At 59.5% G+C, this 19,782-nt stretch carries 15 protein-coding genes and 1 pseudogene; 8 read left to right on the forward strand and 8 right to left on the reverse strand.

Annotation, left to right across the window (positions count from 1 at the left end):
- Positions 1-26: 26 nt before the first annotated feature.
- Positions 27-1,445 carry a PTS trehalose transporter subunit IIBC gene (treB, locus tag C2U54_RS07285; RefSeq protein WP_180210234.1) on the reverse strand — a complete coding sequence of 473 codons (1,419 nt, stop codon included), beginning with the start codon at positions 1,443-1,445 and terminating at the stop codon, positions 27-29.
- Positions 1,446-1,574: 129 nt separating this feature from the next.
- A complete protein-coding gene (treR, locus tag C2U54_RS07290) occupies positions 1,575-2,522 on the reverse strand; it encodes a trehalose operon repressor TreR (RefSeq protein WP_103178035.1) in 948 nt (315 codons plus the stop codon).
- Between the two features lie 194 nt (positions 2,523-2,716).
- Between treR and mgtL the strand changes: the two genes are divergently transcribed.
- The 3 genes from mgtL (at position 2,717) to C2U54_RS07300 (ending at position 8,155) form a co-directional block, all read left to right on the forward strand.
- On the forward strand, positions 2,717-2,770 hold the full coding sequence (gene mgtL, locus C2U54_RS28070) for a mgtA regulatory leader peptide MgtL (protein ID WP_371816545.1): 54 nt from the start codon (positions 2,717-2,719) through the stop codon (positions 2,768-2,770).
- 142 nt (positions 2,771-2,912) lie between these two features.
- Complete coding sequence (gene mgtA, locus C2U54_RS07295; RefSeq protein WP_103178036.1) at positions 2,913-5,615, forward strand: magnesium-translocating P-type ATPase; 2,703 nt, start codon at positions 2,913-2,915, stop codon at positions 5,613-5,615.
- Positions 5,616-5,770: 155 nt separating this feature from the next.
- Positions 5,771-8,155 carry a beta-N-acetylhexosaminidase gene (locus tag C2U54_RS07300; RefSeq protein ID WP_103178037.1) on the forward strand — a complete coding sequence of 795 codons (2,385 nt, stop codon included), beginning with the start codon at positions 5,771-5,773 and terminating at the stop codon, positions 8,153-8,155.
- A gap of 142 nt (positions 8,156-8,297) precedes the next feature.
- Here C2U54_RS07300 and gbpA read toward each other — a convergent pair.
- From gbpA to C2U54_RS07330, 5 genes and pseudogenes are all read right to left on the reverse strand, one after another.
- Positions 8,298-9,745, reverse strand: a pseudogene (gene gbpA, locus C2U54_RS07310) (N-acetylglucosamine-binding protein GbpA).
- A gap of 184 nt (positions 9,746-9,929) precedes the next feature.
- Positions 9,930-10,316, reverse strand: coding sequence for a 2-iminobutanoate/2-iminopropanoate deaminase (ridA, locus tag C2U54_RS07315; protein ID WP_103178039.1), 387 nt, complete (start codon positions 10,314-10,316; stop codon positions 9,930-9,932).
- A gap of 68 nt (positions 10,317-10,384) precedes the next feature.
- Positions 10,385-10,846, reverse strand: a complete 462-nt coding sequence (gene pyrI, locus C2U54_RS07320) for an aspartate carbamoyltransferase regulatory subunit (RefSeq protein ID WP_039030593.1) — start codon at positions 10,844-10,846, stop codon at positions 10,385-10,387.
- A gap of 12 nt (positions 10,847-10,858) precedes the next feature.
- Positions 10,859-11,791 (reverse strand): aspartate carbamoyltransferase, encoded by a 933-nt coding sequence (gene pyrB / locus C2U54_RS07325; RefSeq protein ID WP_103178040.1) that lies wholly within the window; start codon positions 11,789-11,791, stop codon positions 10,859-10,861.
- Between the two features lie 34 nt (positions 11,792-11,825).
- Positions 11,826-11,957 carry a pyrBI operon leader peptide gene (locus tag C2U54_RS07330; RefSeq protein ID WP_370463881.1) on the reverse strand — a complete coding sequence of 44 codons (132 nt, stop codon included), beginning with the start codon at positions 11,955-11,957 and terminating at the stop codon, positions 11,826-11,828.
- A 176-nt stretch (positions 11,958-12,133) separates the two neighbouring features.
- Here C2U54_RS07330 and C2U54_RS07335 point away from each other — a divergent pair, with 176 nt between their 5' ends.
- From C2U54_RS07335 to C2U54_RS07355, 5 genes are all read left to right on the forward strand, one after another.
- Positions 12,134-12,586, forward strand: coding sequence for a YhcH/YjgK/YiaL family protein (locus C2U54_RS07335; protein ID WP_103178042.1), 453 nt, complete (start codon positions 12,134-12,136; stop codon positions 12,584-12,586).
- Between the two features lie 188 nt (positions 12,587-12,774).
- A complete protein-coding gene (locus C2U54_RS07340; protein WP_103178043.1) occupies positions 12,775-13,683 on the forward strand; it encodes a dihydrodipicolinate synthase family protein in 909 nt (302 codons plus the stop codon).
- 14 nt (positions 13,684-13,697) lie between these two features.
- The gene (locus C2U54_RS07345) at positions 13,698-15,665 is read left to right on the forward strand and encodes a YjhG/YagF family D-xylonate dehydratase (protein WP_103178044.1); all 1,968 of its coding nucleotides are present in this window, start codon (positions 13,698-13,700) and stop codon (positions 15,663-15,665) included.
- Between the two features lie 239 nt (positions 15,666-15,904).
- A complete protein-coding gene (locus C2U54_RS07350; protein WP_103178045.1) occupies positions 15,905-17,287 on the forward strand; it encodes a glycoside-pentoside-hexuronide (GPH):cation symporter in 1,383 nt (460 codons plus the stop codon).
- Between the two features lie 12 nt (positions 17,288-17,299).
- Positions 17,300-18,913: a glycoside hydrolase family 43 protein gene (locus tag C2U54_RS07355; RefSeq protein WP_103178046.1), complete on the forward strand. Its 1,614-nt coding sequence runs from the start codon at positions 17,300-17,302 to the stop codon at positions 18,911-18,913.
- A gap of 4 nt (positions 18,914-18,917) precedes the next feature.
- Here C2U54_RS07355 and C2U54_RS07360 read toward each other — a convergent pair whose 3' ends face one another.
- Positions 18,918-19,676, reverse strand: coding sequence for an IclR family transcriptional regulator (locus tag C2U54_RS07360; protein WP_103178047.1), 759 nt, complete (start codon positions 19,674-19,676; stop codon positions 18,918-18,920).
- Positions 19,677-19,782 lie beyond the last annotated feature (106 nt).

Raw genomic sequence — 19,782 nt, forward strand, 5'->3', positions numbered from 1 at the left:
GGCGCGCAACTGCGCCCCGAAGAAGATTAAACCGCCTGCAACGTGCCCTGACGATACTTGCGCTGATAGACAACGGTCGTGAGCGCCATCGGCACGACGATCGCCACGGCCATCGCCAGCGCGAAGACCTGCCAGAAGGCGGTCTGGATGGAGAGGATGCCCGGCAGACCGCCGACGCCGATGCCGTTGGCCATCACGCCGTTCAGGCCGCACAGCAGGCCCGCCAGCCCGGAGCCGATCATCGCGCAGAGCATCGGGAATCGGTATTTCAGGTTGATGCCGTACATCGCCGGTTCGGTGACGCCGAGATAGGCGGAGATGGCTGCCGGCACCGAGATCTCACGTTCGTTATGCTTACGGCTGACGATGATGATGCCGGTTACCGCCGAGGCCTGAGCAATGTTCGACAGGGCAATCAGCGGCCACACCGGGGTGCCGCCGAGGCTCTGGATCATCTGCATATCAATCGCCAGGGTGGTCTGATGCACGCCAGTGATCACCAGCGGGGCATAGAGGAAGCCGAACAGCGCGGCGCCAATCGGGGCGAAGCTGCCGGTCATCAGGTGACGCACCGCGAAGGCTACGCCGTCGCCAATCATGCGGCCAAACGGACCGATAAAGGCGTGGGCAAGGAACACCGCGAGGATCAGGGAGCAGACCGGCACCACCACCAGGTAGAGGTAGTCCGGCACCATGCGCTTAAGACGGGTTTCAATCATCCCCAGCGCCAGGCCGGCGAGCAGGGCCGGGATCACCTGCGCCTGATAGCCCACTTTGGCGATGGTGAACAGACCGAAGTTCCACACCTCCGGGACCTGCTGCCCAAGTAAGTAAGCGTTCATTAACTGTGGAGAGACCAGCGTTACGCCCAGTACGATGCCGAGGATTGGCGTACCGCCCATTTTGCGCACCGCCGACCAGCAGATCCCCACCGGCAGGTAGAAGAAGATCGCCTCGCCAATCAGCCACAGGAAGTCATAGATGCTCTGCAACGCCGGGTAGATCTGCGCCAGGGTTTTGCCGCCGCTCATCGGCACATCGCCAATCACGTTACGGAAGCCGAGGATCAAGCCGCCGCTGATCAGCGCCGGCAGCAGCGGGAAGAAAATCTCCGCAAAATGTGAAATGAGCTGTTCATGCCACTTCATATTCTGGCGTGCCGCTTTCTTGGCCTGCTCTTTATCTGCCGATGAATGACCGGTGGTCGCCAGCAGCGCCTTGTAGTAGTCGCCCACCTCGGTGCCGATAACTACCTGGAACTGCCCGGCGTTGGTGAAGCAGCCCTTCACCATCGACAGCTCTTCGATCGCTTTCGGGTTGGCTTTGGCCGGATCGTTCAGCACAAAACGCAGGCGGGTAATGCAGTGGCTGACTGTGGCGATATTGTCACGTCCGCCAACCAGCACGATCAGCTGGTCGATATCCGTTTGTTTTACTTTGCTCATCATGAATCCTCATGATACGGGTTCAGGGGAAGGAGATAACTGGCGGCAAGCCTACTCTTTCGTATTCACAACGAAAATGGGAACGTTCCCGAAACCGGGCGAGGATCACAATAAAGCCTTTTTTGAGGCTCAGGAGAGGGTGGCGGGAATAACGATCTGACGCGGTTTGCTGCGGCCGTTGATCTGCTCAATCAGCTGCATGGCAGCCTGGCGACCGGAGTCGGCGTAGCCGGGATCGACAGTGATGATCTCCGGGTGGAGGAACTTCATCAGCGGCGTATTGCCCACGCTCGCCAGTTGCAGGCTATCGATTCGCTGTTCTTGTAAGTACTTACTTGCGCCAAGAGCCAGAGTATCCGTGGCACAGAGCAGGGCGGTAGTCTGTGGGGTCAGCACGTCGGCCACCTTTTCATAGCCCTGCTTCATGCCAAGGCCGGGGAGTGCGGCCACGGCGGGGAGCGCGTGCTGTTTACAAAACGCGAGGTAGGCAGCATGACGGCGCTGACCGGTGGTAACGTCGCTGTGCGGCACGCCAAGATAGCTGATATGGCGATGGCCGCTCTCATACAGGCGCTGCATCAGGGTAAGGATCGCCCCTTCGTCGTCATAGCATACGGAGGCAAACCCGCGGGCATCCCGCGCCATCAGCACCAGCGACGGCTTCCAGGGGATAAGCATCTCTTCGCTGATGCCGGTAAAGCCAAACAGCACCACGCCGTCAATGTTGCGGCGTTTCAGCATGCCGAGGTGCTCTTCCACCATTTGCGGCGAGAACTTGCTCTCCATCATGATCGGATCGTAGCCCTGCTCGTAGAAGACGGGCAGCATGGTCTGTACGGCCAGGTTTTCCGACAGTGAATCCAGACGGGTGACGATGATCGCCACCACTTTGTCGCTCTGTCCACGCATGGCGCGCGCCGAGCGAGACGGGGAGAAGCCGTGCTGATTCATTACCGCCTCGACGCGTTCGCGCGTGCGCTGGCTGACACCACTTTCGTTGTTCAGCACTCGCGAGACGGTGGATTTACCCACGCCGCTCAGACGCGCGATGTCTTTAATGGTGAGGCGATTCTGCATGCTTTCAGTCCTGTAACGCATTGATGAAATAATCAATAAGCCTAAATCGGGTGTCCGGTTCCGCAATGGGTAAAGTCTGGTTTACGTTTGGTTTAATGCCCGGCCGTTATCATACCGCCCGAATTGTCACGAACGGTACGGCTAAAACGCTATAGTACGCGCCGACTTACCTTTTTTTACTTACCGGAGGCGATATGGATCCCGATCCCACCCCTCTCCCGCGAGGGAGAACCCTTTCTTTCCGGTAAGCCTGTTCTCACTGCCTTACCGGATGCGTAAGGCAGTAACGTATTCCTGCGTTCCTGCATAACTGTTACCGCCTCTCAGGCGTGGCTTTGTCACGCCTGAAGGCAAGACTGCGCCCGTTTTTACGGGGGCGGGGGACTTGTTATGTTCAAAAATTTCACACAACAGCTGCTGGCCCGGCTGAGCCGCCACCTGCCTCGCCGTCTGGTGCAGCGCGACCCGATGGCAATTGGCAAAACCGATACCACTATCCCCGGCGCGCTTGCCGCCCACTGTCTGCGGGTGGCCGCGATGGAAGAGCCCGCGCTGTGGCGGACGTTTGGCAGCCACCCGGAAGGGCTCACCGCCGCCGAGGTTCAGGCTACCCGCGCCCTTCATGGCGAAAACACCCTCCCGGCGCAACAACCGGCCCGCTGGTGGGTGCATCTGTGGACCTGCTACCGCAACCCTTTTAACCTGCTGCTGACGGTGCTGGGCCTCATCTCCTATGCCACCGAAGACCTGTTTGCCGCCGGGGTGATCGCCCTGATGGTGGGCATCTCCACGCTGCTGAACTTTATCCAGGAGGCCCGCTCAACCCGGGCGGCGGATGCCCTGAAGGCGATGGTCAGCAACACCGCCACCGTCCTGCGCACCCTTAACGACAAAGGGGAAAGCGGCTGGCAGGAGATCCCCATTGACCAGCTGGTGCCGGGGGATCTGGTGAAGCTGGCGGCCGGGGATATGATCCCGGCAGATTTACGCATTCTCCAGGCCCGCGACCTGTTCGTGGCCCAGGCATCGTTGACCGGCGAATCCCTGCCCGTGGAGAAGGTGGCCCACAGCCGCGACCCGCAGCAGAGCAACCCGCTGGAGTGCGACACCCTCTGTTTTATGGGCACCACGGTGGTGAGCGGTACGGCGCAGGCGATGGTGATTGCCACCGGGGGCAACACTTGGTTTGGGCAGCTGGCCGGGCGCGTCAGCGAGCAGGAGAGCGAACCCAACGCCTTCCAGCAGGGGATTGGCCGCGTCAGCATGCTGCTGATCCGCTTTATGCTGGCGATGACCCCCATCGTGCTGCTGATTAACGGCTACACCAAAGGCGACTGGTGGGAGGCGGCACTGTTTGCCCTCTCGGTGGCGGTAGGCCTCACCCCGGAGATGCTGCCGATGATTGTCACCTCGACCCTGGCGCGCGGGGCGGTAAAACTCTCGAAGCAGAAGGTGATCGTTAAACACCTCGACGCCATCCAGAACTTTGGCGCCATGGATATCCTCTGCACCGACAAAACCGGCACCCTGACCCAGGACAAGATCGTGCTGGAGCACCACACTGACATCGCAGGCAAGATCTGCGAGCGGGTGCTGGAAACCGCCTGGCTGAACAGCCACTACCAGACCGGGCTGAAAAACCTGCTCGACGTCGCGGTGCTGGAAGGGGTGGATGAAGCCGCCGCCCGCGCCCTTTCATCCCGCTGGCAGAAGGTAGATGAGATCCCCTTTGATTTCGAGCGCCGCCGGATGTCGGTGGTGGTGAGTGAAGAGCAGGGCGTGCATCAGCTGATCTGCAAAGGGGCATTGCAGGAGATCCTCAATGTGACTACCCAGGTGCGGTATCACGGCGAGATTGTCCCGCTGGATGAGACCATGCTGCGACGCATCAAACGCGTCACCGACAACCTGAACCGCCAGGGGCTGCGCGTGGTGGCGGTCGCCAGCAAGCTACTGCCCGCGCGGGAGGGGGACTATCAGCGTATCGATGAATCTGATTTGATCCTCGAAGGGTACATCGCCTTCCTCGATCCGCCGAAAGAGACCACCGCACCGGCGTTAAAGGCGCTGAAAGAGAGCGGCATCACGGTGAAAATTCTCACCGGCGACAGCGAGCTGGTGGCGGCGAAAGTGTGCCGCGACGTCGGGCTGGATGCGGGTGAGGTGGTGACGGGCGGCGATATCGAACACCTTAGTGACGACGCGCTGGCGCTGCTGGCCCAACGCACTACGCTCTTTGCCCGCCTGACCCCAATGCACAAAGAGCGCATTGTCACCCTGCTGAAGCGCGAGGGGCACGTGGTGGGCTTTATGGGCGACGGCATTAACGATGCGCCCGCGCTGCGTGCCGCGGATATCGGCATCTCGGTCGACGGGGCGGTGGACATCGCCCGGGAGGCGGCGGATATCATTCTGCTGGAGAAGAGCCTGATGGTGCTGGAGGAGGGAGTGATCGAAGGCCGCCGCACCTTCGCCAACATGCTCAAGTACATCAAAATGACCGCCAGCTCCAACTTTGGCAACGTCTTCAGCGTGCTGGTGGCGAGCGCGTTTCTGCCGTTCCTGCCGATGCTGCCGCTGCATCTGCTGATCCAGAACCTGATGTACGACATCTCCCAGGTGGCGATCCCGTTTGATAACGTTGACGAGGATCAGATCCAGAAGCCGCAGCGCTGGGAGCCGGCAGAACTGGGCCGTTTTATGCTCTTTTTTGGCCCGATCAGCTCCATCTTCGACATTCTGACCTTCTGCCTGATGTGGTTTGTGTTCCACGCTAACACCCCGGAACAGCAGACCCTGTTCCAGTCCGGCTGGTTCGTGGTGGGGCTGCTGTCGCAAACGCTGATTGTGCATATGATCCGCACCCGGCGTATCCCGTTCCTCCAGAGCCGCGCCGCCTGGCCGCTGATCGTGATGACGGGGATTGTGATGGTGCTCGGTATCGCGCTGCCGTTCTCGGGGCTTGCGGGCTATCTGCAACTGCAGGCGCTGCCGCTCAGCTACTTCCCATGGCTGGTGGCGATCCTCGCCGGGTATATGACGCTGACGCAGCTGGTGAAAGGGTTCTATAGCCGCCGGTACGGGTGGCAGTGATTTTTGCCGGGTAAGGCGAAGCCGCCGCCCGGCAAATGGCTTTCTTCCCAAATTCAACAACCTGTGATCGCCGTCATCCGCCGCGCTTGACGACAAATTGAGCGCATGTTAACAGAATGTTTTGCCTTTTTCGGCCCGTCAAATAAGGAACATTCATGTTACGGTACAGCCTCTTAACCGCCGGGCTTATGCTCGGCTTTTCTGCGTTTGCGGCCCCCGCAGGCGATCTCCCCCTGATGCCCTGGCCTGCAAAGGTCGAACGCCCCGCCACCCAGGGCACGCTGGTCATTAACAATAACTTCCAGGTGAGCGTCTCCGGGGACGATCTCGGCGACGCGGTGGCACGTCTGCGCCAGCGGGTGGCGCTGCAAACCGGCTGGACGCTCCAGCCGCAGGCCGATAAGCCGGAAAAACCGACCGTCACCATCGCTATCGCCCGCAAGGTGGCGCCCGTGCCGAAACCGGACAGCGATGAAAGCTACAGACTCACCGTCGATGACCGCGGGGTGAACATCACCGCCAACACCCGCTTCGGCGCGCTGCGTGCCATGGAAACACTGCTCCAGCTGGTGCAAAACGGCCCGGAAAACACCTCTGTACCGTGGGTGACCATTGAAGATGCCCCGCGCTTCCCGTGGCGCGGCCTGCTGCTTGATTCGGCCCGCCACTTTATTCCGCTGGAGGATATCAAACGCCAGATCGACGGCATGGCGGCAGCAAAACTCAACGTGCTGCACTGGCACTTAACCGACGATCAGGGGTGGCGGTTTGCCTCGAAGCGTTATCCGAAACTGACCGAACTCGCCAGTGACGGACTCTTCTACACCCAGGATCAGATGCGCGACGTGGTGCGCTACGCCGCCGCGCGTGGTGTTCGCGTGGTGCCGGAAATTGACATGCCCGGCCACGCGTCGGCCATTGCGGTGGCCTATCCGGAGCTGATGAGCGCCCCGGGGCCCTATGAGATGGAGCGCCAGTGGGGTGTGCTCAAGCCGGTGATGGATCCCACCAAAGAGGCCACTTACGCCTTCGCCGGCGCGATGATCGCTGAACTGGCGGCGATCTTCCCGGATCCCTATCTGCATATCGGCGGCGATGAGGTGGATGACACCAAGTGGAAAAACAACCCTGCCATCCAGCACTTTATGCGCGACAACAAGCTGGCGGACAGCCACGCGTTGCAGGCCTATTTCAACCGCAAGCTAGAGACGATCCTCGAGAAAAACCAGCGCCAGATGGTGGGCTGGGATGAGATCTTCCACCCGGATCTGCCCAAAAGCATTCTGATCCAGTCCTGGCAGGGGCAGGACGCGCTGGGGGAGGTGGCGAAGCAGGGCTACAGGGGAATTCTCTCCACCGGCTTCTATCTCGATCAGCCCCAGTACACCGCCTATCACTACCGCAATGAGATCGTACCCCAGGGGCTGAACAAGGTGGATGTCATCACCGACAGCGACAGCGCCCAGAGCTGGTCCTTCACCCTGCCGCGCCTGAAGGGCAAGCCGCTGGAGGGCAGCTTTACCCTGATAAAAGGCGAGGCGGGCTGGCGCGGGTTTATCGATTTCAGCGGCAAATCCCGGCGTGCGGTGCAGGATATCGTCTGGCGCAGCGACAATCAGGTAACCTTCACCGTCGATACCTGGATGGGGGAGACCCGCCCGGTGGTGAACGTCTCTGACGACAAGATTGACGGCTATTTCCTGCTGGGCAACAGCCGTTATCCGGTGACAGGCCAGCGGCTGGATGCGGTGCCGGAGGGGATCGCCCCGGCGGTGCCGGATGCCAGCCAGCAGGCCAATTTGCTGGGCGGCGAGGCGGCGTTGTGGGCAGAAAACGTGGCGGCGCCAGTGCTGGATATCAAGCTGTGGCCGCGGGCCTTCGCGGTGGCGGAGCGCCTGTGGTCGGCGCAGGAGGTGAACGATATCGACAACATGTATACCCGCCTGCAGGCGATGGATAGCTGGTCGACGGTGTCGGTAGGGTTGCAGCAGCATGCCCGCCAGCAGGTGCAGTTCACGCGTCTGGGGAACACCACCGACACCCTGCCGCTGACGATCCTCGCCCAGGCGCTGGAGCCTGCGCACTATTACACCCGTAACCATCTTAAGTTCCAGGCCGGAAATTATGATCTTTTTGAGCCGCTAAACCGCCTGGCCGACGCGCTGGCGCCGGAGAGCAGCCAGGTGCGGCAGATGAACCGCTGGGTTGAGCGGCTGGTGAGCGATGCTGAGGATAGCGAAAGCGCGGAGTCGTTGCGCCATCTCTTTACCCGCTGGCAGACCAACACTCCGGATGCGCTGGCGCTGGCCGAGAACAGCTATCAGCTGAAGGCGCTGAAGCCGGTGATCCAGACGGTGGACAAGCTGGCGGCGATTGGGCTGCGCTTAACGGATCTGGTGGCGCGCCAGGGGACGCTGGATGATACGGAGATTGCGTCGATTCAGGGCGAGCTGGATAAGGCGGCGCAGATAGAGGATGAAGTGGTGATTGCAGCGGTCTATCCGCTGGAGAAACTGCTGCGCGCGACGCGCAATCAGTAGTCGGTGAAAATGCCCGGTGGCGCTACGCTTACCGGGCCTACAGAACCCGCACCATTCTGCGGTCACGCAGGCCGGGTAAGGCGAAGCCGCCACCCGGCAAACAGATCGCACAGACCTGTTCACCGGGCATCAGGAGAGCCTATTACTTCAGGGTCCACGCCATCTGCCAGTGGGAACCTACGCCCGGTTCGAACTGGTTAGCCGTCGGAGCGTACTGCACGCAGTAGCCGCTGTAAGGCGCTTTCTTACACTGGTACGTTTTGCCATCTTTCGGCTGCAGTACCACGGTGCCCGCTTTGTAGGAGGCGATGTTCTGCGGGAAGGTGTAGTCATATTTACCCGTCGTACCGGATGACTCCTCGTTCTCCAGCATCATGTCGATCACATCCTGCGCGAACAGTACGCCATCTTTGTTGGTGGCGAAGTATTTCAGCATGTGGTGGCCAGGCGTCACGTCAGTCAGGTTCATGGTCACGTCCTGGTTGGCGTTTTCATATCCTGCTTCAGGTAACCTTTTTCCGCCCCTGCGTGGTTCATCGCACGCGCTTCCAGGCTCACATCGCCCTGGGTATTCACGTGGAAGGTCACGGTTGCTGCGCCGTTCTTGATTTTGGAGAACCGCACGTTGGTGACGGCGATGTCTTCACTCACCTGAGCCTGCTGCTCTTCATAGGAGATCGCGACAGATTTCAGGGTGCTGCCATCTTTCACATAGACGTTGTTCGCGCCGTGAACCGGGTTCACCACGCCGCTCTCATCTTTAACACCGACGCGAACATCGCTGTGCGCGGCGTTGATTGCCTGCGCCAGGTCATAAGACCACTGGCTTGCCTGACCCTGGGAAGCAGAAGAGATGGTCAGCTGGGTGCGCATGGAGACCACTTCGCCATTGGCATCAAAGAAGCGGGCAATCACTTTATCGCCTGCATTGACGTTATTACCGGCGATCTGGCCGCTCAGGGTTTTCGTCCACTCGGAGACCTGAGCCGGGGTTTCGTCAGGGGTCACATTGCCGCCGTTACCGAAATCAACGTCGATAGCCTGGTAGAAGCTGTTAGTGGTATCGGCAATTTCCCATACCGCGTAAATAACCTGGTAGCCGGTACGCTGTGGCACATTACAGGTCATTTCCTGACGCTGAGCCGGAGCCTGGCCATTACCATTTACGGTACAGAATGGGGTGGATTCAAATTGATCGCGGGTCAGCGGTTTATTTGGATTCCAGTCTTGTTTGGTAATATACCAACGCCAGTTGGTGGTTTTATGCGGAGCAGTATGATACCAGGTGAAGGTATTTTTACCGGCGGTAATTGGGGTCTTAGTCCAGGCGTTCAGGCTCTGGCGATCGAGCTGAGAATATCGGGCAATACCGGCGCTTGCCAGCTGTCCATCCGGTGGCAGAGCGCCAGTCGGGAAGCCGGAGGTGCGTTCAACACTCTGTGGTTCCCATTGTACGGAACCACAATCAATATTTTTACCAAGCTTACACATATAAGCGCGGCTGGCCGGAGATTCAACATATCCATGCGCTAAAGCCGATGAAGCAACCGTGAGTGTGGCAAGTGCCAACGCAATTTTAGACAGTTTCATTTTTTATTCCATTAAAAGGGATCAATAATTTCGGGGCAGGGTTAGTTTCCCCAGGAATAAAAAATTAATCATTTCAATCGGCGATGAAAAATAATGGTGAAAATACTTGAAGTCTATTTCCGGCTGTGTATTAAGAAAATAAAAAAGGCAGCCCAGGCTGCCTTTTGCATATCAAAATCAACTATTAGCGGCGCACGGCAATCGCTTCGATTTCGATTTTCACATCTTTTGGCAGACGTGCCACTTCCACGCATGAGCGCGCCGGGAAGCTGGCGTTATGCTCGGTGAAGAAGGCTTCGTAGGTGGCGTTGACGGTGGCGAAGTCGTTGAGATCTTTTACGAATACCGTTGTCTTAACGATATCGCCCACTTTCAGGCCAGCGGATTCAACGATCGCTTTGACGTTTTCCAGCGACTGGCGCGCCTGAGCGGAGACATCTTCTGGCACATCACCGGTTTTTGGGTTCACCGGGATCTGGCCGGAGGTGATGATCATGCTGCCAAGATCAACGCCCTGAACGTAAGGGCCAATAGCTGCAGGTGCATTTTCCGTCGCGAGTTCTTTGGTCATGATTTCTCCTGAATAAATACAAATAGTCCCGGCCATTATAGAAAGCCAGACATGCATTGCCACCTCAATTAGTTGGCCAGCACCACATTATGCGAAAACTCTTTTTCACAATATTTGCATTTAAGTGCGATATCATCCGCGCGTTTTTTCACTGCAAAACTGGAGTTTACCGGCTCAGCATGGCTGATGCAGTTGCTGTTCGGGCAGACCAGCACGCTTTCAATGCGCTCCGGCAGGCTGGGGCGCGATTTGCCCACCACTTCGTAGTCGTCAATGCGGTTAACGGTCGCTTCCGGGGCATAGAGGGAGAGCTGGTTTACCTGCTCGTCGGTCAGGAAGGTGTTCTCAATTTTAATCAGATCTTTGCGGCCCATCTCGCCGGAGGGCAGGTTCAGGCCGATGGTGATGCGCTGGTCGGTTTCGGTCAGTTTGAACAGGGTCAGCAGCTTAAAGCCCACCTGCGCAGGGATGTGGTCAATTACGGTGCCGCGCTTGATGGCTTCGACCTGGAGTTTGTTATCGTGTGTCATTGTCATTTCCCCTTACAGAGCTAAATCGCGATTCAGAACCAGTGCCAGTATCGCCTGACGGGCGAAGATGCCGTTTCCGGCCTGCTGGAAGTACCAGGCGTGCGGCGTCTTATCGACATCGGTGGTGATCTCATCGATGCGCGGCAGCGGGTGCAGCACCTTCATGTTGCTGCGAGCGCCTTCGAGGTCGCTGGCGCGCAGGACGAACTGCGCCTTCACGTTGGCGTACTCCGACGGATCCAGGCGCTCTTTCTGCACGCGGGTCATATAGAGAATATCCACGTCGCCCATCACCTCTTCGATGCTGGCGTGCAGGCTCCACTGAATCTTTTTCTCATCGAGCATATCGAGGATGTACTGCGGCATCGCCAGCGCGTCCGGGGCGATAAAGTAGAAGCGGTTGCCGTTGAACTTCGCCAGCGCCTGGGTCAGGGAGTGGACGGTACGGCCATATTTCAGGTCGCCGACCATGGCGATGTTCAGCTTCTCCAGGCGGCCCTGGGTCTCCTGAATGGTAAACAGATCCAGCAGGGTCTGGGTGGGATGCTGGTTGGCGCCATCACCGGCGTTCAACACCGGAACACCGCCGGAAAACTCGGTCGCCAGGCGGGCTGCACCCTCCTGAGGATGGCGCATGACGATGGCGTCAACGTAGGTGCTGATGACCGAGATAGTGTCCGCCAGGGTTTCGCCTTTTTTGCCGAGCGAGGTGTTGCTGCTGTCGGAGAAGCCCACCACGCTGGCGCCCAGGCGGTGGATAGAGGTCTCAAACGACAGGCGGGTACGGGTGGAGGCTTCGAAGAAGCAGCTGGCGATCACCTTGTGCTTCAGCAGCTCCGGTTGTGGATTGGCTTTCAGTTTTGCCGCGGTTGCCAGAACCAGCTCCAGCTCTTCACGGCTGAGGTCGTTGATGGAAATGATGTGTTTTTGATAAAGCGGATTCATTTTTATCTCCTGACGCCGGGCAAAAAAAAGCCCCTCAAATGAGGGGCTTCTGGAATAGGGATCGCAACGGGAAGAAAAACAGCAGGCCAGCGTCTGCTTTAAGACGCGCTGGGGCACTCTGTCGAACATGTTTGAGCATGCTTCCTCCTGGCAAATTGTGGGGCATTATACGCAGCCTGACCCGCGGATCAAGCGAATAATGCACACTTTACGCAGCGAAAACGGTTGGGCGTGCATGGTTATGCGCAAGTGCAAATCCCGGGCAAAAAGTGGTGGTATGGCAGCTAAAATTCTCGTATAAAAGTTTAAAATGAAACGTTGTTTTATATTGAGGATTACATCATGATCGTTGGCAACATCCACAACCTCCAGACCTGGCTGCCGCAAGAGCTGCGCCAGGCAATCGAACACGTTAAAACCCATGTGTCCGATGCTACCCCGACCGGTAAACATGATATCGACGGCAATAACCTGTTTTACCTGGTTTCCGAAGATATGACCCAGCCCTTCGCCGAGCGTCGCGCCGAGTACCACGCCCGTTATCTGGATATCCAGATCGTGCTGAAAGGCCAGGAAGGGATGACCTTCAGCACCCTGCCAAACGGCACGCCTGAGACCGACTGGCTGGCGGATAAAGATATCGCTTTCCTGCCGGAAGGCGAGCAGGAGAAAACCGTGGTGCTGAGCGAAGGCGATTTCGTGGTCTTCTATCCCGGCGAAGTCCACAAGCCGCTGTGCGCGGTGGGCAACCCGGCGCAGGTGCGCAAAGTGGTTGTGAAGATGCTGGTGGCCTGACGCCTTTCCCCTCTCCCGTCGGGAGAGGGAGTTTCATCCTTTCATTCCGTTCTGTGATCAAGCTTAAAAAACCGACACACCCTCGTGTTACCTGATTGTCCTTCGCTTTCTTCGCGTTCTAGTATAAAAGTTAAATAAACGAACGCTGTTCTATAATGTAGAACAAAATGAGTCAGCAAGGAGTTATCATGCAGCAGACCGTGCAGTTCTCAGGCATTATTCCCCCTGTCTCCACTATCTTCACCGCCGACGGCAGGCTGGATGAGCAGGGCAGCGCCGCGCTTATCGACCACATGATCGATGCCGGGGTCGATGGCCTGTTCTTTTTAGGCAGCGGCGGGGAGTTTTCCCAGCTCAACACCGCAGAGCGCAAAGCGATCGCCGAATTCGCCATCGCCCACGTGAACGGTCGTGTGCCGGTGCTGATCGGTACCGGGGGCACCAACGCCCGGGAAACCATCGAGCTGAGCCAGCATGCCCAGCAGGCCGGTGCCGACGGCATCGTGGTGATCAATCCCTATTACTGGAAAGTGTCGGAAGCGAACCTGATCCGCTACTTTGAGCAGGTGGCCGACAGCGTTACGCTGCCGGTGATCCTCTATAACTTCCCGGCCCTGACCGGGCAGGATCTGACCCCGCAGTTGGTTAAAACCCTGGTGGACTCCCGGGCCAATATCGTGGGCATTAAAGACACCATCGACTCGGTGGCCCATCTGCGCAGCATGGTCCTCACCGTCAAAGCGGCGCACCCGCAGTTCGTGGTGCTGTGCGGTTACGACGATCACCTCTTCAACACCCTGCTGCTGGGGGGCGACGGGGCGATTTCCGCCAGCGGTAACTTTGCCCCGCAGGTGTCAGTCAACCTGTTGCAGGCCTTCCGCGACGGGGAGCTGGCCCGGGCAGCGCAGTATCATCAGACTCTGCTGCAAATTCCGCAGATGTATCAGCTGGATACGCCGTTTGTGAACGTGATCAAAGAGGCGATCTCCCTGTGCGTGCGCCCGGTCTCCACCCACGTGCTGCCGCCTGCCGGGCCGCTGGATGAGGCGCGCAAGGCGCAGCTGAAAACGCTGCTGCAACAGCTCAAGCTCTGCTGAACCGGAAGGTCACGATGTCGATAGAAACCATTTTTACCCCGCAGGATGACGCCTTCTATTCGGTGATCACCCACGCGGCGGGGCCGCAGGGGGCGCTGCCCCTGACCCCGCAGCTGCTGATGGAATCCCCCAGCGGCAATCTGTTTGGCATGACGCAGAACGCCGGGATGGGCTGGGATGCCAATAAACTCACCGGCAAAGAGGTGCTGATTATCGGCACCCAGGGCGGGATCCGCGCGGGCGATGGCCGCCCGGTGGCGCTGGGTTACCACACCGGTCACTGGGAGATTGGCCTGCAGATGCAGGCGGCGGCAAAAGAGATCACCCGCAACGGCGGAATACCCTTTGCCGCCTTTGTCAGCGACCCGTGTGATGGCCGCTCCCAGGGCACCCACGGTATGTTTGACTCCCTGCCGTACCGCAACGATGCGGCGATCGTCTTTCGTCGTCTGATCCGCTCCCTGCCCACGCGCCGGGCGGTGATTGGCGTCGCCACCTGCGACAAAGGGCTGCCTGCCACCATGATCGCCCTGGCCGCGATGCATACCCTGCCGACCATTCTGGTGCCGGGCGGGGCCACGCTGCCGCCAACCTTCGGCGAAGATGCCGGCAAGGTGCAGACCATCGGGGCGCGTTACGCCAACCATGAACTCTCGTTGCAGGAGGCTGCCGAGCTGGGCTGCCGCGCCTGCGCCACACCGGGCGGCGGCTGTCAGTTTCTCGGCACGGCGGGCACCTCCCAGGTGGTGGCCGAAGCCTTAGGCCTGGCGCTGCCTCATTCGGCGCTGGCCCCGTCAGGGCAGGACGTGTGGCTGGAGATCTCCCGCCAGTCCGCGCGGGCGGTGATCGCGCTGGATAATCGCGGCATCACCACCCGCGATATCCTCACCGATAAAGCGATTGAAAACGCGATGGTGATCCACGCCGCGTTCGGCGGCTCCACCAATCTGCTGCTGCACATCCCCGCCATTGCCCACGCGGCGGGCTGCACTATTCCGGACGTGGAGCACTGGACGCGCATCAACCGCAAGGTGCCGCGGCTGGTGAGCGTATTGCCGAATGGGCCGGATTACCACCCGACGGTGCGGGCGTTCCTCGCGGGCGGCGTGCCGGAGGTGATGCTCCATCTGCGCGATCTCGGTCTGCTGCATCTGGATGCCATGACCGTCACCGGCCAGACCGTCGGGGAAAACCTCGACTGGTGGCAGAGCTCTGAGCGGCGGGAACGCTTCCGCCAGTGCCTGCGCGAGCAGGACGGCGTCGATCCTGACGACGTGATCCTGCCGCCGGCGCGCGCGAAAGCCCGTGGACTGACCTCCACGGTGGCCTTCCCGGTGGGCAACATCGCGCCGGAGGGATCGGTGATCAAAGCCACGGCCATCGACCCGTCGGTGGTGGGTGAGGATGGCGTTTACCGTCATACCGGCCGGGCGCGGGTGTTCGTCTCGGAAGCCCGGGCGATCAAGGCGATCAAAAACGGCGAGATCGCCCAGGGCGACATCATGGTGGTGATCGGCGGCGGGCCGTCCGGCACCGGCATGGAGGAGACCTACCAGCTCACCTCGGCGCTGAAGCATGTTTCCTGGGGTAAAACGGTCTCGCTGATCACCGATGCCCGCTTCTCGGGTGTCTCCACCGGGGCCTGTTTTGGGCATGTGGCGCCCGAAGCGCTGGCCGGTGGGCCGATTGGCAAACTGCGCGATAACGACATCATTGAGATTATGGTGGACCGCCTTACCCTGACCGGCAGCGTGAACTTTATCGGCACGCCACTGGCGCCGCTCACCCCGGAAGAGGGGGCCATTGAACTGGCACGTCGCCAGCCGCATCCGGACCTGCATGCCCATGAATTTTTACCCGACGATACGCGCCTGTGGGCGGCATTACAGTCGGTGAGCGGCGGCACCTGGAAAGGGTGTATTTACGATACGGATAAAATTATCGAGGTTATTAACGCCGGTAAAAAAGCGCTCGGTCTTTAATTATATTTATCGCTCTTGTCGTCTACGGAAAATATTCCGTGGACGGCTTTTTCATGCCTGCTATTTATTTATTTTTACGCTTTTAAAACAGCCATTTGATATATATCGAGCAGTGTCACAAAAGCAAAATAACGTAATTCAGAAATAAGATATGGCCATTGCTGATAAATTAATCAGCTTATTACACTCTATTAACACGTTGTTGTGAATTCAGCACACTAAATAAGGGTGTATTTCTGATGATGCCATTAACCATGAAAGATAAAATTGGCTACGGGCTGGGTGACACCGCCTGCGGCTTTGTCTGGCAGGCGACCATGTTCCTGCTCGCCTATTTCTACACCGATGTGTTTGGTTTATCCGCCGGGATTATGGGCACGCTGTTTCTCGTCTCCCGCGTGCTGGACGCGGTGACCGACCCGCTGATGGGGCTGCTGGTGGACCGCACCCGCACCCGTTACGGCCAGTTCCGCCCGTTCCTGCTGTGGGGCGCGATCCCGTTTGGCCTCGTCTGCATGCTCACCTTCTACACCCCGGATTTCTCGGCCAACGGCAAAGTGATTTACGCCTGCGTCACCTACATCCTGTTGACCCTGGTCTACACCTTCGTCAACGTGCCCTATTGCGCCATGCCGGGGGTGATCACCGCCGATCCGAAGGAGCGCCATGCCATGCAGTCCTGGCGTTTCTTCCTCGCCGCGGCGGGATCGCTGGCGATCAGCGGCATTGCCCTGCCGCTGGTGGGGATCATCGGGAAAGGCAACGAGCAGCTGGGGTACTTCGGCGCGATGTGCGTGCTGGGGCTTTGCGGCGTGGTGCTGCTGTTGGTCTGCTTCTTCACCACCAAAGAGCGCTACACCTTTGAGGTGCAGCCGGGATCGTCGGTGGCGAAAGATCTGAAGCTGCTGCTGGGCAATAGCCAGTGGCGGATCATGTGCGCCTTCAAAATGATGGCCACCTGTTCCAACGTGGTGCGCGGCGGGGCGACGCTCTACTTTGTGAAATATGTGATGGATCATCCGGAGCTGGCGACCCAGTTCCTGCTCTACGGCAGCATCGCCACCATGTTTGGCTCGCTCTGTTCTTCCCGTCTGCTGGGCCGTTTCGACCGGGTGAAGGCCTTCAAGTGGATCATCGTCGCTTACTCCCTCATCAGCCTGCTGATCTTCTTCACCCCGGCCGAGCATATCGCCCTGATCTTTGCCCTCAACATCGTGTTCCTGTTTGTCTTTAACACCACCACGCCGCTGCAGTGGCTGATGGCCTCCGACGTGGTGGATTACGAGGAGAGCCGCAGCGGCCGTCGTCTGGACGGGCTGGTGTTCTCCACCTACCTGTTCAGCCTGAAGATCGGCCTGGCGATTGGCGGCGCGGTGGTGGGCTGGATCCTGGCATACGTGAACTACTCCGCCAGCAGCAGCGTGCAGCCGGTAGAGGTGCTCACCACCATCAAAATTCTGTTCTGCGTGGTGCCGGTGGCGCTCTACGTGGGCATGTTCATCATGCTGTCGTTTTACAAACTCACCGATGCGCGAGTGGAGGCCATCAGCCAGCAGTTACTCAAGCATCGCGCGGCGCAGGGCGAAGCCATTCCCGCCGCGGCAACGGCAGCATCTCATTAAGGAGGAGGCTCTATGTACACCATTACCAACCCGATTCTGACCGGCTTTAACCCCGACCCGTCGATGTGTCGCCAGGGCGAGGATTACTACATTGCCACCTCCACCTTCGAGTGGTTCCCGGGCGTGCGCATCTACCACTCCCGGGATCTGAAGAACTGGCGGCTGGTAAGCACCCCGCTGGATCGCGTGTCGATGCTGGACATGAAGGGCAACCCGGACTCCGGCGGCATCTGGGCGCCGTGCCTGAGCTACGCCGACGGGCAGTTCTGGCTGCTCTATACCGATGTGAAGATTGTCGACTCCCCGTGGAAAAACGGGCGCAACTTCCTGGTCACCGCCCCCTCCATCGAGGGGCCATGGAGCGAGCCGATTCCGATGGGTAATGGCGGGTTCGATCCGTCGCTATTCCACGATGACGATGGCCGAAAATACTACATCTACCGCCCGTGGGGGCCGCGCCACCACAGCAACCCGCATAACACCATCGTGATGCAGGAGTACGATCCGCACACCTGCACGCTGTCGCCGGAACGCAAAACCCTCTTCACCGGCACGCCGCTCTGCTACACCGAAGGGGCGCATATCTACCGTAAGGAGGGCTGGCACTATCTGGTGGTCGCTGAAGGTGGCACAAGCTACGAGCACGCCGTCGTGGTGCTGCGTGCAAAAACCATCGACGGGCCCTACGAGCTGCACCCGGAGGTGACGATGATGACCAGCTGGCACCTGCCGGAGAACCCGCTGCAAAAAAGCGGCCACGGCTCACTGCTGCAGACCCACACCGGGGAGTGGTACATGGCCTTTCTCACCAGCCGCCCGCAGCGCCTGCCGGGCATTCCGCTGCTGGGCTCCGGCGGGCGGGGATACTGCTCCCTGGGGCGTGAGACGGGGATCGCGCGCATTGAATGGCGCGACGGCTGGCCGTACGTGGAAGGCGGCAAACATGCCCAACTGACGGTGCCTGGCCCGCAGATGACCGAGAGCCCCGCCGTGGCGCAGGCCGACTGGCGTGACGACTTCGACGGCGAGCGCCTCGACCCGGAGCTGCAGACCCTGCGCATTCCGTTCGACGACTCCCTCGGCTCCCTGCGGGCGCGTAAAGGCTTCCTGCGGCTGTATGGCAACGACTCACTTAACTCAACCTTCACCCAGTCCACGGTGGCGCGCCGCTGGCAGCACTTCACCTTCCGCGCGGAAACGCGGATGGAGTTTGCCCCGCGTCACTTCCAGCAGAGCGCGGGCTTGACCTGCTACTACAACAGCAAAAACTGGAGCTACTGTTTTGTGGACTACGAGGAGGGGCAGGGCAGAACCCTGAAGGTGATCCAGCTCGACCACAATGTGCCGTCATGGCCGCTGCACGAGCAGCCCATCCCGGTGCCGGATGAGGCGCAGAGCATATGGTTGCGGGTGGATGTCGATCGTCTGGTCTACCGCTACAGCTATTCGTTTGACGGGGAGCAGTGGCACACCGTGCCGGTGACGTACGAGGCGTGGAAGCTGTCGGATGACTATATCGGCGGGCGCGGCTTCTTTACCGGCGCGTTTGTGGGGCTGCACTGCGAGGACATCAGCGGTGACGGCTGCCACGCCGACTTCGACTACTTCACTTACGAGCCGGTATAACGGCTCAGGCCGGGTAGCCCAGCGCGCGTGAGAGCTGGCGCCCGGCCTCCTGCAACTGCTCGCGGAAGCGGGCCAGCTCCTCGTCGTCCACCCGGGAGGTTAAGGTGGAGAGGCTCAGGGCGGCAATGACCCGGGACTCGTGGTTACGCACCGGGACCGACACGCAGCGCACCCCCTGTTCGTTCTCTTCGCTGTCCAGGGCATAACCCTGCTCGCGGGTCTGCGCCAGCGCGGCCAGCAGCGCCTCGCGGGAGGCCAGGGTCGCCGGGGTAAAGGTGGTGTAGTGATAGCCTTCCAGCAGGGTATTCAGCTCGGTCTCGCTCAGCCAGGCGATCAGCACTTTGCCGATGGCGGTGGCATGCACCGGCAGGCGACGGCCAATGCGCGAGTAGGCGATGGCCGCCAGTTTGCCTTCGATCTTCTCGATATAGACCCCTTCGCGCCCGTCCAGAATGCCCAGATGGGTGGTCTGCCCGGTACGCTCCGACAGCGCCGTGAGGAAGTGCTTCGCTTTCTGGCGGATATCCATGGTGCTCACCACGAAGTGACCGCGCTCAACCAGCTTCATGCCGGGACGATACTTACCGTTCTCCGGGTTCTGATCGATATAGCCGTGCAGTTGCAGGGTTTTGAGAAGCGAGTGGAGCGTGCTCTTGCTCAGGCCCATCTGTTTACTGATGTCGGTGATTTTAAGTTCCGTCGCCTGTTCGTTAAACAGATCGAGGATCTGTAAGGCACGTTCAACAGATTGAATAATAGGCATAAGATCGGCATATCCGCGCTGGAATTAAGGCAAAAAAGTACCCTGTTTACGCTGAAAAATCAATCGACCGGGGAGGCGGGAGCGCTATTCCTCTCACTATTCGTGG

The sequence above is a fragment of the Leclercia sp. LSNIH1 genome, from assembly GCF_002902985.1.
Lineage (GTDB): Bacteria > Pseudomonadota > Gammaproteobacteria > Enterobacterales > Enterobacteriaceae > Enterobacter.